Source organism: Acinetobacter sp. YH12145, from assembly GCF_013418335.1.
Taxonomy (GTDB): domain Bacteria; phylum Pseudomonadota; class Gammaproteobacteria; order Pseudomonadales; family Moraxellaceae; genus Acinetobacter; species Acinetobacter amyesii.
This window is the reverse complement of the sequence record NZ_VPCE01000004.1, coordinates 88,630-104,820: the sequence shown is the minus strand read 5'-3', so window position 1 is coordinate 104,820 and position 16,191 is coordinate 88,630. Positions and strand designations below refer to the sequence as shown.

Genomic DNA, 16,191 nt, shown 5'->3' with positions numbered 1-16,191 from the left:
AAACTCTTGTTTGGTTTTGTTTGATTTCTATGCGTATTATGCATAAATTGTGTTAATAATCTAATTAAATCTTTATTAAAAAACCCCGCAAAAGCGGGGTTCTTTTTAGTCACGTATTTAAGAATTAAACACGTTCAATCACTGTTGCGATACCTTGACCTAGACCAATACACATGGTCGCAAGACCAATTTGTGTATCTTGCTGTTCCATGACGTTCAGCAAAGTCGTTGTGATACGTGCACCAGAACAACCCAATGGGTGACCCAATGCAATCGCACCACCGTTCAAGTTCACACGGTCTTGTTGGTCATAAATGCCTAAGCCTTTAAGAACAGACAAACCTTGTGCTGCGAACGCTTCGTTCAATTCAAACGTTTGGATGTCAGAAATTGACAAGCCAGCACGTTTCAACGCTTTTTGAGTTGCTGGTACAGGACCATAACCCATGATCGCAGCATCACAGCCTGCAACCGCCATAGAACGAATCACAGCACGTGGCTTAAGACCTAAAGCTTGAGCACGTTCCGCAGACATCAGCAACATTGCAGAAGCACCATCAGACAATGCTGAAGATGTTGCAGCAGTTACTGTACCGCCTTTCGGGTCGAATACTGGGCGTAAAGCTTGGAATGCTTCAAGGTTTGCATCAGGACGAATCACTTCATCGATATCGCACAGAATTTTGAAGCCATTCGCATCGTGACCTTCAACGCCCACGATTTCATTTTTGAAACGACCTTCTTGTGTTGCAGCCCAAGCACGGCGGTGTGATTCAACACCAAACGCATCTTGTTCTTCACGCGATATACCGTTCATACGACCTAACATTTCAGCCGTTAAGCCCATCATGTTAGACGCTTTTGCATAATGCTTAGACGCTTCTGGGTTGATGTCGATGCCGTGCATCATGCCAACGTGACCCATGTGCTCTACACCACCAATGATGAAGATATCACCTTGGTTGGTTGCAATTTGCGCAGCCGCTGTGTGGATTGCTTGCATAGAAGAACCACAAAGACGGTTCACTGTTTGACCTGCAACAGTCTTTGGAAGATCAGCCAATAACGCAATGTTACGACCAATGTTCATACCTTGCTCTAGGGTTTGGTTTACACAGCCCCAAATTACGTCTTCAACTTCATTGGTATCAAACTGGTTACGAGCAACAAGCGCGCGTACTAATTCAGCAGATAAGCTGTCAGCACGTACGTTACGGAACATACCATTTTTGGTTTTACCCATTGCTGAACGTACGCTATCAACGATGACAACGTCACGTGGATTTAAAGTAGCCATTCACGTTGCTCCTTAACCGTAGAATTTTTTGTTGTTAGCAGCCATGTCACGCAACATTTGTGGCGCTTCATAAGCCTTACCTAAATACGCATATTTGTCGCAAAGCGCTACGTATTCAGCGACACCTGTTTGGTCGATGTAACGGCATGGACCACCACGGAATGGAGGGAAACCTACACCCATGATCATCGCCATATCTGCTTCAGCAGCAGTCGCTACGATATTGTCTTCTAGGCAACGAACAGTTTCGTTACAGAACGTCAGCATCATACGGTCAATGATTTCTTGAGCATCAAATTCACGTTTTTCCGCAGTTGCAACAGAAGCCACAAGTTCGTAAGCCACTGGATCAACCACTTTGGCTTTCTTACCTTTACGGTCAAGTTCGTATTTGTAGAAACCAACGTCATTCTTTTGACCCAAACGTTTTGCTTCGTACATTGTTTGAATTGAACCTTTGAAGTCAGGCTTCATGCGGTCAGGGAAACCTTCTGCCATTACTTCCGCACCGTGTACGCCTGTGTCGATACCCACAACGTCGATGAGGTAAGCAGGACCCATTGGCCAGCCGAATTTTTCCATGACTTTGTCGACTTGTTGGAAGTCAGCACCGTCTTTCAATAGAAGGTCAAATGCACCAAAGTAAGGGAACAATACGCGGTTCACCAAGAAGCCTGGGCAGTCGTTAACCACGATTGGTGTTTTACCCATTTTCTGAGCAAGAACCACAGTCGTTGCGATTGCCTCAGCAGATGTTTTCTCACCACGGATCACTTCAACCAATGGCATCATGTGAACTGGGTTAAAGAAGTGCATACCAACAAAGTTTTCAGGACGTTGTAGGTTTTCAGCCAAACGTGTGATTGAAATGGTTGATGTGTTAGACGCAATGATCGTGTTTTCACGAACATTCTTTTCAGTTTCAGCAAGTACGATACCCTTAACTTTCGGGTTCTCTGTTACTGCCTCAATCACGATGTCCACTTCTTTAAACTCGTCATAGCTTAAAGTCGGACGGATGCGCGCAAGAGTTTCACCCATTTTCGCCGCAGTCATTTTTTTGCGATCAACTTGTTTAGTCAACAATTTGTTCGCTTCAGACATACCTAACGCCAATTGTGGGTTACCAATGTCTTTCATGATGATTGGTGTGCCTTTGCTTGCCGCTTGGTAAGCAATACCACCACCCATGATACCTGCGCCTAGTACAGCAGCTTGGTTGACAGGGTGAGCACCTTTTTCATATTTCTTCGAAGTTTTCTTCACAATTTGGTCGTTAAGGAATAAACCAATTAACGCACCTGCTTGTGGAGTCACAGCTGCTTTAGCAAAACCTTGCGCTTCGATTTTCAATGCTTCATCACGTGGAAGGCTTGCACCTGCTTGTAATGAGTCTAGAAGAAGTTTTGGCGCTGGGTATTGAGCAGGGTTTGCTTTAGCAAGAACTGCACCTTTCGCTGTATTGAATGCCATCATTTGTTCAAGCATGTTCAATTTAACAGGATCTAATTTTTCTTGACGTTTTGCTTTCCAGTCTACACGGCCAGCAATTGCTTGTTTCACAAGGTCAATTGCAGCGTCTTGTAGTTTGTCTGCAGCAACAACTGCATCAACAGCACCGTCTTTGAGCGCAGCAGCCGGCTTTTTCGGTGCAGCCATTGCCATCCATTCAACCGCATTGTCGATACCAATCACACGGCTTAAACGAACCGTACCACCAAAACCAGGGTAGATACCTAGTTTGATTTCTGGAAGGCCAACTTGTGCGGCTTCTGACATCACACGATAGTCACACACTAAGCACATTTCAAAACCGCCGCCCAATGCCATACCATTGATTGCAGCAACTTTAGGAACGTTTAGATCTTCAAATGCATTGAAGATGTCGTGAACAGGCAATGCCCAATCCACAATCGCTTGTTCGCCTTGAGCGAAGTTGTCACCGAATTCAGTGATATCTGCACCCACGATAAATGTAGATTTACCTGAAGTAACGATTAAACCTTTGATGTCACCGTTTGCTTTAACAGCGTCAATTGCAGCTTTAAAATCTTCAATTGTTGCGCGGTTAAACTTGTTGACCGACTCACCTTGTAAGTCAAAGCGGAATTCTGCAATTCCGTCCGAAAGCATTTGGACGGTAATGGCATTGCCAGCGTGGATCATGCCTGATCTCCTTTATTTTGGAGGACTTCTAAGTTGATGTTGTGAAGCGAGTACGCGGTTCCTGCGTACACTTTATGCCTCGCTAATCTTACGATAACTATATCTAAAAAGAACATAACAAGTTGTATCAAGCCGTGACGCTAGGGTCATCAAAATTTCTTTTGGAAATAGCCTTTGGATCTGCCTTTAATCGCTATCGCTCTAATTAAATATGTTGAAGCTTATGTTTCAGTTCACATTTTTTTATAAATGTAAGCAATAGATTGAGATGCGAAAGAAAAATTCAAGAAAAAAGCAAGTGTATTTTTCGGCAGAATGGTCAATTCAATTTTGCCACGGTCATTCATTTTTGGTGAGACACAGTGTTCTATGCTGCTTATTTAAGCGTCACTGAGCACTATGCTATACTCGCCGCGTTCTCAAAAGTTAAATTTTCATTAAGCACAATGCTTATTAGCACCAGGCCCTCATATGATTAAGTGGATTATCCTGGCGGTCTTTGTCATTTCTGCGTTTTATATCCAGCAACGCGGTAAAGTCCGTCATTCATTTTATCGTCAGTTTTTTGATCATTCGACATTGCTCGCACCGATCAATTTTCTCATGTACATGTTTTCAAAAGTGCCGAGTCAACCCTATATCGACACGCAGCATTTTAAAGATTTAAAAGTCTTAGATGAAAACTGGGAAATGATTCGTGATGAAGCCAAGGCCTTGTATGAAAAAGGGGGCATCAAAGCATCGAGTACTTATGATGACCTTGGATTTAACTCGTTCTTTAAAACAGGTTGGAAACGCTTTTATTTAAAATGGTATGACTCAGCTCATCCTTCGGCTGCTGAACTTTGCCCAAAAACTACGGCCTTGTTAAAAAATTTACCCACTATTAAAGCCGCGATGTTTACTGAGTTGGCGCCAGACAGTCGTTTAGTCCGTCATCGAGATCCCTATGCTGGTTCATTGCGTTATCACTTGGGCTTACTGACGCCCAATGATGACCGTTGTTTTATTGATGTCGATGGTCAGCGGTACTCATGGCGTGACGGCGAGAGTGTGGTGTTTGATGAAACCTATATTCACTATGCTGAAAATAAAACGGATCAGAACCGGATCATTTTCTTTGCAGATGTTGAACGGCCATTAAAGTCGAAGTGGATGGAAGCTTTTAACCATTGGTTTGGTAAAAATGTCATGACTGCTGCGAGTTCACCCAATGAAAGTGGTGATAAAACGGGTGGTTTAAATAAAGTGTTTGGCTATGTCTATCAAATTCGCATAAAAGCCAAAGCCTTGAAAAAAACCAATCGTTCACTGTATTACTTTTTAAAGTGGTTCCTGATGTTGGGGCTGTTCTTCCTGATTTTTGTACGTCCATATTTATTTTAAAAGTAGAATAAATATTGAAAAAATGCGCCCTTAGGGGCGTTTTTTTATGCTGACAGTCAGCGAAATATCAGTTATCGTGCAAGCAGAATAAAAATAATCATGCAGAGCAAATCAGCAAAAGCAGGAATAGCTTTAGCCAGAATAAGCCAGAACCAGAATAAGCCAGAAAAAGTGAGCCAATAGACGAGGAATATGATGTTGACGTCCAAACTTAAGCCCATGCCAAACCATTGAGCTGAAAGAAAAGCGTCATCATCAATGATAGCCAAAACCCAAAGGTGAAAACGGTGGAAACATTGCAGACCTACTGCATAGAAACCCTGTGTAAACGCCTGAAGGGAAGGATTTGGCGGGAAGGGGATCCGATTCATGAAAGCAACCAACCAAACATTGATGCATCAAATGCATATTTCGATGCAAGATATAGAACGACGTAAACAGTTGCTTGGCTTGACTGATTTAGAGCTGGCGGAACTGGCTTCGATTGGTGGAATTGTGGCGCCAATACTCGACAGTATGGTCGATGAATTTTATGAAAATCAGACCTCAATTCCAGAAATTGCCACTTTGATTGGTGATCTTGATACCTTGAAGCGTTTGCAACGCGCGCAGCACCAGTATTTATTGGACTTATTTTCGGGACGCTATGACAGCGCGTATGTGAATAACCGTTTACGGATTGGTTTGGTTCATAAGCGCATAGGTGTGGAGCCGAAGTTGTATCTCTCTGCGGTGCATACCCTAAAGACCATGTTGTTTCGCTTAATTCAGCGTACCTTTAATGATACGGAACAATATCAGCGGATTATTAACACCTTGGAAAAGCTCTTTATGTTCGACACTACATTGGTGGTTGAAACCTATGTGTGGAGTTTGATTAATGAGGTGAAGATCTCCCGTGAAAAAATGGAACAGTATGCGCATGCGCTAGAGTTTCGTGCACAAGAAATGGAAGAACTTTCACAGCGTGATCCATTAACAGGACTGTTAAATGTCCGGCATTTATCGACCTTATTGACCAGTATTTTATATACCGCACAGCGTAATCATGAACCTGTAACAGTAGTGTTTATTGATATCAATGATTTTAAAAAGATCAATGATGAACAAGGTCATCCACGTGGAGATCAGGTACTACAAACGGTTGCTGCGGCCATAAAGTCGGTTGCACGTTTAGATGATCATTGCTTCCGTTATGGCGGAGACGAATTTTGTTTGGTCTTGCCTGGTTGCAGTGAAAAGCATGTGGAAGGGAGTTTTATCCCGCGTTTATTAGAAGCGGTGGCTGAAATGGAAGCAGGCTTAAGTTTAAGTATTGGGCTGTGTCAAACAGACCATCAGCAAGGCTATGTAGATGCCATGAGTTTGGTACAACAAGCCGATGCTAAAATGTATCAAGAGAAAAAGAATTATAAACGTTTGCAGGAACAACCTATGTCGAAAGAAGCGTGATTCGAGCGTAAAGAACGCCAAAAATAACAATAGATGACTAGCGAAACTTGAGCTAAATGGATCTCCATATTCTTGAAAATAATGTGATAAGTATGCTTATTTCCTGCAAAAATAAAGCTGAAATAGCAGATGCATCCTGCAAAATGTTGTATAGAATAAAAGCAGTTGATGGGGGATAAGATGCAAGTTTTTCGTTCAAAAAAAGATTGGTGGGTGGTGGCGTTTATTGTTTGTATGAGCGGTTTACTCATTCAATTATTACTCACCATGCAAGCCAAAGGCACGATGCAGCAATATCCTCTTCATACCGCGGTGTATATTTTAACGGTATTACTGCTGTGGTGGCCAATATTCAATACACGTTATCAAATTTCCGCTACAGAATTAAACATCCGTAGCATGTTTCTACGTTGGCAGATTCCTTTGCAGGATATCCAACGCATCAGTGCAAGTCAGGATTTGTCTGCGGCACCTGCGCTTTCCATTAAACGTTTAAAAATTGAATATCTTCGAGATGGCAAAACCAAATTTGTCATGGTTTCACCGAAAGATCCGCAAGCTTTTGCTAAAGCGATTGGTGTTCCAATCCAATAAATATAAGAATGCTGAATAAAGGTATGTGAGCATGCCTTTTAAAGACCAGTGAATTATTTAATAATAACCAATTGTCCAAGTTGTGCATCTAGGTGTATTTTAGTTTGTTCGGGATGATTCAAAAAATACACCGCCAAAATAGGCTCAAGCTCGACCCGCATTTTTCGTGCTAAATGTCGTGCGCCATAACGAATATCATGGTTCTGATAAAAATGTGCTTTGGCTGCATCTGTGAGTTTGATACTGCGTTTTTGATGTTGTAGGCGTTGATTAAGTTTTTCCAGTTCAATCTCCACCAAACGGGGCAAGGCATCATCTTGAACGGGTTGATATTGCAATACACGATCAATACGGTTAATAAATTCAGGGTCGAATTTACGTTGCATGACTTTTTCAATAATGCTGCTGACCGGCACGCTTTTGAGACAAACCTTCTGTATTTTTTCGGGTAAAAAATTTAACTTATCTAGATATTGCTGTGCCGCTTGTGCACCGACATTGCTGGTCATAAAGATCATACAATTACGAAAGTCGATGGTTTTTGTACCTGAGGTTAGGGTTAATTTTCCGCTATCCAGCACATTCATTAAGCCGCGAAGAACTTCGGTTGACGCTTTTTCCAGTTCATCAAAAAGCACGATGCCCGGTCGGGTATGACTACCTGCAATGGCAACTTCATCAAATAAACTATGGCCTTCTTTCGAGCCGACATAGCCCGGAGGCGCACCAGTAATGGCAGCCGCATAATGTTCCTGTGCGAGCGTGTTCATATCAATACGGCAAAAGGCATCAGGTCGGCCATAAATCACTTCACTGATTAAACGCACAGTTTCGGTTTTACCAACACCTGTCGGTCCAAGCATTAAGGTTACGGAGAGCGGTCGTTCAGGACTGGAAAAATCAGCCTTGACCACATGCAGCATTTTTTCAATTTCGTCTAATGCTGCTTCTTGTCCAATGATCCGTTGCTTTAGGCGTTGCATAACGTCATGCGGTTCAAAATGAAAACGCGGCTTACCCATCAAACGGTTTTTTTCAGCAGTGCTCTGCGTCGAAGTTGTCGGGTGTACGACATGGATGGCGGGATTGGCGTTCGTCATGCATCATGTTCCTAAAGCGTGATGTTTCGAGCATAGCAAATTTAGAATTTTGCATTAATAGCTTTTAGCAATCAGATCATTGCTATGAGCAACAATAAATTTGCGGGATTGCTTGAAAATGTAGGTAAAAGCATCACATCATGTCAAAGAGCAATATCGAAGACGGAACAAGGCAAAAGTGAACGAAAACGCACGCGAACATATTGAAAAAATTCTTGCCAATATGACGACTCTACCCGGTGTTTACCGCATGCTGGGTAAAGATGGTGAGTTGCTGTACGTGGGTAAAGCAAAGAATTTAAAAAATCGTGTGTCGAGTTATTTTGTGAAAACCATTGAGCATCCCAAGACGCAAGCCTTGGTCGCCCGTATTTATGATATTGAAACCTTGGTGGTGCGTTCTGAAACGGAAGCCCTATTGCTCGAACAAAACCTGATTAAGCTGCATCGTCCACCGTATAACATCATGCTGCGTGATGATAAGTCTTATGTTTATATTTTTATCTCTGCCGATAAACCCTATCCACGAATTGCCGCAGGGCGAGGTAAAGCGAAGCATCAGGCCGGTAAGTTTTTTGGGCCATATCCGAGTGCTTATAACGCGCGTGATACTTTGGTGGTGCTGCAAAAATTGTTTAATGTGCGTCAGTGTGAAAATAGCTATTTTTCGCAGCGTAAACGACCATGCTTGCAATACCAAATTAAGCGCTGTTCCGCGCCTTGTGTGGGGTTGATCTCACCCGAAGATTACAAAGAAGATGTCAATAACTCGATTCGGTTCTTACAAGGCGACACCAAAGAGCTCAATCAAGAGCTGATTGGGAAAATGGAAGCTGCGGCAGAAGCTTTGGAGTTTGAAAAGGCAGTGTTTTATCGTGATCGTATGGCACTGCTACGTGATGTGCAAACTCAGCAAGCGATTTATAAAGTCAAAGGCGAGGCAGATATCATTGCCATTGCTTATCAAGCCGGTGTGACCTGTGTGCAAATCATGCATGTGCGCAATGGCAAAATGCTCGGCGGAAAGAGTTATTTCCCTGATATGCAGGGTGATGATCTAGGTCAAATGCTCTCGGACTTCATTGCCAATTTCTACTTTCAAGTTGCAGATGAGATTCCAACTGAACTCATCATCAATGTCGATATTCCAGATCGCAAAGACATGGAAGATGCACTACATCAGCACTTTGATAAAAAAATTCAAATCAAACATAAGGTGCGAGAAACCCGTGCCGAATGGCAAGAGCTTGCACAAATGAATGTGCAGCACGCCATTAAAGGTAAATTGGCCGATCATTTTGAATTGAATGAGCGCTTTCATCAGTTAGAGCAAGTCGTTGGGCGGCCGATTGATAGTATTGAGTGTTTTGATATTTCTCACACTATGGGTGAGGCAACTATCGCGTCTTGTGTGGTCTTTGATGCTGGCGGTGCAAGAAAGCGCGACTATCGCCAATTTTCCATCAATGACATTACCGAAGGAGATGATTATGCTGCCATGCGTCAAGCGCTGACCCGCCGCTATAAAAAGCATATGCTGCCCGATTTGCTATTAATTGACGGGGGTAAAGGTCAATTACACATGGCGATGGAAGTCATGCAGGAGCTCGATCTCGATGCCTTTATGGTCGGGGTGTCCAAAGGCGAGGGGCGTAAACCAGGTCTGGAAACCTTGCACTTTACCGATGGTGAAAAAATCCAATTGCCGGAAGACCATAAAGCCCTGCATTTGATTCAACAGGTTCGTGATGAAGCCCACCGATTTGCCATAACTAAACACCGAGCGAAAAGAGATAAAAAGCGCGGCTCATCGGTACTTGAGGTGATTCCGGGCTTAGGGCCAAAACGTCGTCGGGATCTTTTGACCCATTTTGGTGGCATTCAAGGGGTGTTGAAGGCTTCTGAAAATGATTTAAAACTAGTGCCGGGCTTAGGCGATGTGATGGCGCGCACCATTTATAAAATTCTGCATGAATAGAGCGAACTAGCCCCAATCGATGACGGGGTCAATTCTGAATTTGCCAAAATGCTCATTGACGCATGAGTCACTGATCATTCACATTATTTAATTTTTATACAATGATATAAAAATCAAAAATATGATCAGGGATGATGATGTCACTCGCACAGTTGTATCAACATATTGAACACAATGAATGGGTTGAGATTCCAGAAGGATGGTTGCAAGGACGTACGATCTATGGCGGCTTAGTGGCTGGCATGATGATGCACAAAGCCGTTGTCACCATTGCCGATCCGCAGCGACGTTTACTCAGTTGTAATGTGACCTTTGTTGGGCCAGTACAATTGGCGCCCGTGCGTTTAAGTGCTGAAATTTTAAGACAGGGCAAATCCGTCACCACTATCGAAGTTCGACTTTGGCAAGATGATGCCGTACAAAGCATTTTATTGGCGAGCTTTGGTGTTCCACGTGAATCAAGCATTGCCGTCAATCAGGAGCGTCAAGCACCTGATTTTCCTGAAGTGAACAGCTTAAAGATTGCCGGACATCATCCACTTGCACCCCAGTGCTTTCAGCAAATGGATTTGGCCTGGGTAGATGGGCAGTATCCGTGTACTGCAAGCAAAAAGCCTGACTTTAGTGGTTGGATGCGTTTTAACCCAGAACGTCATGATAACCGTAAGATGACTGTTGCTGACCTAATGGTCTCGATGGATATGTGGCCGCCCGGTGTACTGCCTATGTACAAAACCATGGCACCTGCGAGTTCTTTAACGTGGACATTGACCTATGTACATCCCTTGCAATCAAACTTACATAATTGGTTTAAATATAAAGTATTTACCGATTATGCAGCGGATGGATACGCTACAGAATATGCTCATTTATGGGATGAAAATAACCAGTTGATAGCGATTGCGCGACAGACTGTTACGGTGTTTGCCTAGTGACACTGCGGGGCATTTCGTATAAAGTGAGTGCAACTAACGATGGATAAATCCTCAAATTATTTTGCATTTTCATCGTGCATGAGGGGAAAACTGGGGTGTCTATGACAACAGGTCGAATCCTGAATATTCCTAATATTTTAACATTGGCACGAATTGCTTTAATTCCTGTGTTTTTGTTGGTGGCGTACTGGCCACCTGCAATGGGCGTGGGTGAGCATGCTGCAAGCATGTCACGTCATATATTGCTGACTGCTATTTTTGTGATCGCAGCTGTCACTGACTGGTTTGATGGCTACCTTGCAAGAAGTTTAAATCAGACTTCAGCATTTGGACGTTTTCTCGATCCTGTTGCAGATAAATTGATGGTTGCAACAGCGTTGATCGTTTTGGTGCAATGGCAACCGACCATTTCGATGGCCTTTGCAGCGATTGTAATTATTTCACGTGAAATCACGGTGTCTGCCCTACGTGAGTGGATGGCTGAATTAGGCGCGCGTACCAGTGTTGCGGTTTCAACCGTTGGTAAATATAAAACAGCATTTCAGATGATTGCGATTTCAGTGTTCTTGCTAAATTGGCAACCCCTAGAAATGTTGGCGTATGGATTGCTCTATACAGCCGTAGTTTTAACGTTATGGTCGATGTTTATTTATTTAAAAGCCGCATGGCCGTATTTAAAGCAACCTTGATTTAAAGTAAGTTATTAAAAGCTCCGTGATCGGGGCTTTTTTATTGCCGAGTTTTTAGAAAAAATTGAGGGGTTGACTAGTTTGAATAGCGCTTCATTTGATTAGAGCTTGAAGTTAAATGTGAGATGTTAGCGCAAATTTTGGATAAAAAAATTCCCAGATTTTGGGGGAAATCTGGGAAGGAAAATCGGGGTTACTTATCGCTATTATGGAAGATGTTTCCATCTCCTTGATTGCTATTATAGGAAAGCAGGTTTAGAAATACATGGAGTTTCTTGTAGTGTAATGTTGTGTTTTATTGAGAAATGTATCACAAATTTACATTAATAATTTTTGATACAAATTGGCCAATAACTTTGGTAGGTTTTGTTTGGATTTAAACAATAAAAATCGATATATGTAATGATAAAAATACAATTAACATTATTTAAATAATAAATTCATTTATTTAAGTTTAAATAAAATTGATCAATGGATAAAAGATTTTCCAGCAATGATGAAGATCATTTCTGAATGAAAGCTTACACAGACGTCATCTTTGTTTTGCGAAAATAGCAGTGCTCCGAAGCAAAAAAAGGAGTCCTTTCAGACTTTATTTTGAAATTACGCACTTCGCTTGTCTTGCGTAATCTATAGAGTAGTAAAAAAAATCCCCAAATTTGGAGATTCTTTTCAATTAAAGCCTACGCGCAGCATAGCTGCTTGTCTTGCGGCGTGGCAGTACTCCTAAGCACAAAAAAAGGAGCCCCTTTGGACTCCTTCATGACATTTGAAGCTACGCGCTTCGCTTGTCTTGCGTAATTTTTAGAGCAATAAAAAAGAATCCCCAAGATTGGAGATTCTTTTCAATTAAAGCCTACGCACAGCATAGCTGCTTGTCTTGCGGCGTGGCGGAGCAGTGCTCCGCTTTATCACGCCTCAGGCTTTAGGCCTTCGGCTTTTTCTAAAGATTCATCATTGCTGAAGAATTTTTCACGCTGTTCTTCAAGAAACTTTTTTGCATCTGGTTCAAACACATTCAAACGCTTTTCGTTGATTAATGTTGTTTGGTGTTTTAGCCATTCTTGCCAAGCTTGTTTAGATACCGTATCAAACAATTCTTGTCCCTTCGCACCCGGGAATGGTGCAAAGTCTAAACCTTCCATTTCAGCCTGATATTTACGGCAAAAAACTTGTCGAGACATATCAATACTCCATTTAACTTGAAAAAGTTATGCGTAAAGTTTTTCTAAACGTGCGTGTGCGCGTTCAATTGCTGCTTCAACTTGAGCAGGTGCAGTACCACCAATGTGGTTACGTGCATTGACAGATGCTTCAAGTGTTAATGCTTTTTCGAAGACATCGGCCTGAATCAAGTCAGAGAACTGTTGAAGTTGCTCAAGGGTTAATTCTGAAAGATCTTTGCCTTCTTGAACACCGAGAGCAACTGCTTTACCCACAATCTCATGTGCATCACGGAATGCCACGCCATTTTTAACGAGGTAGTCGGCAAGGTCAGTTGCAGTTGAGAAGCCACGCAGCGCTGCTTCACGCATGATGTCAATGTTTGGCACTAGTGCAGGGATCATGTCGGCAAATGCCATGAGTGAGCCACGAACAGTATCAATTGCATCGAATAGTGGTTCTTTATCTTCTTGGTTGTCTTTGTTGTATGCCAAAGGTTGACCTTTCATTAGGGTCAATAGGCTCATCAAGTCACCATATACACGGCCAGTTTTACCACGAATCAACTCAGGAACGTCTGGGTTTTTCTTTTGCGGCATGATTGAAGAGCCAGTGCAGAAACGGTCAGGAATGTTCACAAATTTGAACTGAGCCGATGTCCAAAGAATCATTTCTTCTGACATACGTGATAAATGCATCATGATGAGTGATGCTGCAGCATTGAATTCAATACCAAAATCACGGTCAGATACAGCGTCCAAAGAGTTTTCAGCGACAGCTTCGAAACCTAGTAATTCTGCAGTGAATGCGCGGTCGATCGGGTAAGTTGTTCCTGCAAGTGCAGCAGAGCCTAAAGGTAGGCGATTTACACGTTTACGGCAGTCAATTAAACGTTCTGAGTCACGTACCAGCATTTCAAACCATGCCATTAAATGGTGACCAAAAGTCACTGGCTGTGCAGTTTGTAAATGCGTGAAGCCCGGCATGATGGTATTGGTATTTTTCGCCGCTAAGCCTAGGATGCCTTTTTGTAATTTTTTCAATAATTCTAAAATCGCATCGATTTCGTCGCGAACATACAGACGGATATCGGTTGCAACTTGGTCATTACGACTACGACCGGTGTGTAGTTTTTTACCTGTAATACCGATACGTTGAGTCAAGCGTGACTCGATATTCATATGCACATCTTCAAGGTCGATGCGCCATTCAAATTGACCCGCTTCAATTTCTGCTTTAATGGTGTTTAAGCCATTAATAATATCGTCACGCTCTTGTTCAGTTAGAACGCCAACTTTTGCAAGCATGGTTGCATGTGCAATTGAACCTGCAATATCTTGTTTATAAAAGCGTTGGTCAAACTGTACAGATGCTGTAAATTCAGCAACAAAAGCGTCAGTAGCTTCGGAAAAACGACCGCCCCACATGCCTGAAGTTTGGGCTTGTGACGGATTTGAGGAATTAGAAGATGTGGTCATGTCGGCTCAATAAGATAAAAAGCATAGAACTGAGCAAGAGTATAGCAAATTCGAACCCAGTTGCCGAAGGGCAAGTTGATCAAACTTTTAGACAGGGTTTAGGTCTATGACAATTTCTGTATTTTCAGGAAAAATGGGCCGCTGGCACTATCTGTGGGAGCTGTTTCTTGCGGGCAATATCGTGGCGTTGGTCTTGGCCTTGGCCCAAGCTCAATCGTGGCATGCTTTAAGTGTTTCCAGTGTCATGCAGCATGTGTTGTTTATTAACTGGATATTATTGGCATTTGCAGCATTTTCAGAGCTATTGCAGAGTAAGACGCGTGGTTTAAGCATGAAAATGCTCATGTTTAGCGGGTTTGTTTTATTGCAAGCTTTGGTGTTATTCACCACCTTAATTTTAAATGTTTTGATCTATTTTGGTGAAAATTTCAGTTTAGCTGGTTTGAGTGCAGATGTTTTAACTGCTGGTGTGGTTTTAAATCTGAGCTATGGGGTGTTGCTTGGGGCATTTTGTTTTCGATATTTATATTTAAGAGAACAGTGGGGTCGACAACATCATAGTGAATTAAACTCACGCATTCAGGCTATGCAAGCTCGGATTCATCCACATTTTTTATTTAATAGCTTAAACAATGTGATTAGCTTGATTGCGATTGACCCAGATAAAGCGGAGCAAATGCTACTGAATTTATCTCGATTGTTCCGTGCAAGTTTTCAAGAATTGAAGTTGGTAAGTCTCAAAGATGAGATCGATCTGTGTCAGCGTTATTTGGCCATTGAACAAATGCGTTTAGGTGATCGGCTTAAGGTGGAGTGGAAACTAGAAGGTATTGAACAGTACGCTCAAGTACAAATTCCACTATTAACTTTACAACCTTTATTAGAAAATAGTATTTTTCATGGAGTTGAAAAGATTTTGACAAAGAGTACGATAAATATATTGATTGAAATATTACAAAATCAAATTAATATCGTTATTACAAATCCCTATACACAGGATACAATTAAATTACGTCAGGGGAATGGTATTGCCATCGAAAACGTGAAACAGAGACTTGAGGCATATTATGGTCAGCATGTCACTTTTCAAACCTACGCAGGCGAGGGAATGTATACGACTGTGGTGCAATATCAATATAAATAGAAATCTCAGTTGACCAATAAAAATAAATGACGTTAACGAGATAAGGAGGAGAAATGGACATCCTAATCTGTGATGATGAGCCTCTAGCAGTAGAGCGATTGTCACGTTTAGTCACTCAACTTGGACATCAAGTGGTTGCGAAAGCCTCACATGGTCAACAAGCGATTGACTTGGCTCAAAGCCTCGAGCCTGATGTCATCTTACTAGATATACAAATGCCTGAAATGGATGGGTTGACTTGCGCGAAATTGTTGCGTGAATTAGACCCCATGCCCGCTATTATTTTTTGCACTGCATATGATCATCATGCACTTGATGCATTTAAATCGAATGCAGAGGGATATTTACTAAAACCGGTTATGCAACAGGAATTGCAGCAGGTTTTAGATCATTTAACTAAATTAACCCAAGCTCAATTGAGCACGATAAAACAAAAAGAAAATATGGACGAAATTAAAATCAGCCGCCATCAAATCGCGGCAAAGACCTATCGTGGTGTAGAGTTGGTACCTGTGGAAAATATTTACTATTTTCTTGCAGATCAGAAATATGTCACTGTTCGGCACAAAAATGGCAGCGTACTCATTGATGAAACGCTGAAAGATTTAGAGCATGAATTTGGTGATCGTTTTATACGCATTCATCGCAATGCCTTGGTGTCTGTGAGCTTTTTAGATGGTTTAGAAGTCGTAAGCTCAGGGCAATATCAGGTGCGTTGTCGAGATTTAGAAGAACGTTTGGCGGTCAGCCGTCGGCATTTACCGAATTTACGCGAGCGAATACAAAAATTATAGGGCAAGGGTTAAAG

Annotated in this window: 13 protein-coding genes and 1 pseudogene; 8 read left to right on the top strand and 6 right to left on the bottom strand. The window is 42.2% G+C overall.

Translation table 11 applies throughout. The features are described from left to right. Nucleotides 1-124: 124 nt before the first annotated feature. Both fadA and fadB read right to left on the bottom strand, forming a co-directional pair. Nucleotides 125-1,297, bottom strand: coding sequence for an acetyl-CoA C-acyltransferase FadA (gene fadA, locus FTU80_RS04875; RefSeq protein ID WP_180084389.1), 1,173 nt, complete (start codon nt 1,295-1,297; stop codon nt 125-127). A 12-nt stretch (nt 1,298-1,309) separates the two neighbouring features. Further along, nucleotides 1,310-3,463: a fatty acid oxidation complex subunit alpha FadB gene (gene fadB / locus FTU80_RS04870; protein WP_180078002.1), complete on the bottom strand. Its 2,154-nt coding sequence runs from the start codon at nt 3,461-3,463 to the stop codon at nt 1,310-1,312. Between the two features lie 471 nt (nt 3,464-3,934). On the opposite strand from fadB, the gene lpxO reads away from it, so the two are divergent. Beyond that, nucleotides 3,935-4,849, top strand: a complete 915-nt coding sequence (lpxO, locus tag FTU80_RS04865; protein ID WP_078190472.1) for a lipid A hydroxylase LpxO — start codon at nt 3,935-3,937, stop codon at nt 4,847-4,849. 71 nt (nt 4,850-4,920) lie between these two features. On the opposite strand, the gene FTU80_RS04860 is transcribed toward lpxO, so the two are convergent. Next, complete coding sequence (locus FTU80_RS04860; RefSeq protein WP_180084388.1) at nt 4,921-5,220, bottom strand: hypothetical protein; 300 nt, start codon at nt 5,218-5,220, stop codon at nt 4,921-4,923. Between FTU80_RS04860 and FTU80_RS04855 the strand changes: the two genes are divergently transcribed. Together FTU80_RS04855 and FTU80_RS04850 are read left to right on the top strand one after the other, a co-directional pair. Beyond that, nucleotides 5,219-6,301: a diguanylate cyclase domain-containing protein gene (locus FTU80_RS04855; protein ID WP_180084387.1), complete on the top strand. Its 1,083-nt coding sequence runs from the start codon at nt 5,219-5,221 to the stop codon at nt 6,299-6,301. The two genes, FTU80_RS04860 and FTU80_RS04855, sit on opposite strands and share 2 nt — an antisense overlap. 180 nt (nt 6,302-6,481) lie before the next feature. Continuing rightward, complete coding sequence (locus FTU80_RS04850) at nt 6,482-6,895, top strand: PH domain-containing protein (protein WP_168379012.1); 414 nt, start codon at nt 6,482-6,484, stop codon at nt 6,893-6,895. 53 nt (nt 6,896-6,948) lie between these two features. Here FTU80_RS04850 and FTU80_RS04845 read toward each other — a convergent pair whose 3' ends face one another. Continuing rightward, nucleotides 6,949-7,995, bottom strand: coding sequence for an AAA family ATPase (locus tag FTU80_RS04845; protein WP_180084386.1), 1,047 nt, complete (start codon nt 7,993-7,995; stop codon nt 6,949-6,951). Nucleotides 7,996-8,173: 178 nt separating this feature from the next. Here FTU80_RS04845 and uvrC point away from each other — a divergent pair, with 178 nt between their 5' ends. The 3 genes from uvrC to pgsA all read left to right on the top strand — a co-directional run bounded on the left by uvrC (nt 8,174) and on the right by pgsA (nt 11,597). Beyond that, the gene (gene uvrC / locus FTU80_RS04840) at nt 8,174-9,973 is read left to right on the top strand and encodes an excinuclease ABC subunit UvrC (protein WP_180084385.1); all 1,800 of its coding nucleotides are present in this window, start codon (nt 8,174-8,176) and stop codon (nt 9,971-9,973) included. A 137-nt stretch (nt 9,974-10,110) separates the two neighbouring features. Then, a complete protein-coding gene (locus FTU80_RS04835) occupies nt 10,111-10,905 on the top strand; it encodes a thioesterase family protein (protein WP_180084492.1) in 795 nt (264 codons plus the stop codon). Nucleotides 10,906-11,009: 104 nt separating this feature from the next. Further along, on the top strand, nt 11,010-11,597 hold the full coding sequence (gene pgsA / locus FTU80_RS04830) for a CDP-diacylglycerol--glycerol-3-phosphate 3-phosphatidyltransferase (protein ID WP_078190467.1): 588 nt from the start codon (nt 11,010-11,012) through the stop codon (nt 11,595-11,597). A gap of 911 nt (nt 11,598-12,508) precedes the next feature. Here pgsA and FTU80_RS04825 read toward each other — a convergent pair. Both FTU80_RS04825 and argH read right to left on the bottom strand, forming a co-directional pair. Then, nucleotides 12,509-12,781: an oxidative damage protection protein gene (locus FTU80_RS04825; RefSeq protein ID WP_180084384.1), complete on the bottom strand. Its 273-nt coding sequence runs from the start codon at nt 12,779-12,781 to the stop codon at nt 12,509-12,511. A gap of 27 nt (nt 12,782-12,808) precedes the next feature. Further along, complete coding sequence (argH, locus tag FTU80_RS04820; protein WP_180084383.1) at nt 12,809-14,239, bottom strand: argininosuccinate lyase; 1,431 nt, start codon at nt 14,237-14,239, stop codon at nt 12,809-12,811. Between argH and FTU80_RS04815 the strand changes: the two are divergent. Both FTU80_RS04815 and FTU80_RS04810 read left to right on the top strand, forming a co-directional pair. Beyond that, nucleotides 14,230-15,383, top strand: a pseudogene (locus tag FTU80_RS04815) (sensor histidine kinase). The gene argH and the pseudogene FTU80_RS04815 overlap by 10 nt on opposite strands. Before the next feature lie 53 nt (nt 15,384-15,436). Continuing rightward, a complete protein-coding gene (locus FTU80_RS04810; protein ID WP_078190465.1) occupies nt 15,437-16,177 on the top strand; it encodes a LytTR family DNA-binding domain-containing protein in 741 nt (246 codons plus the stop codon). Nucleotides 16,178-16,191: the final 14 nt, after the last annotated feature.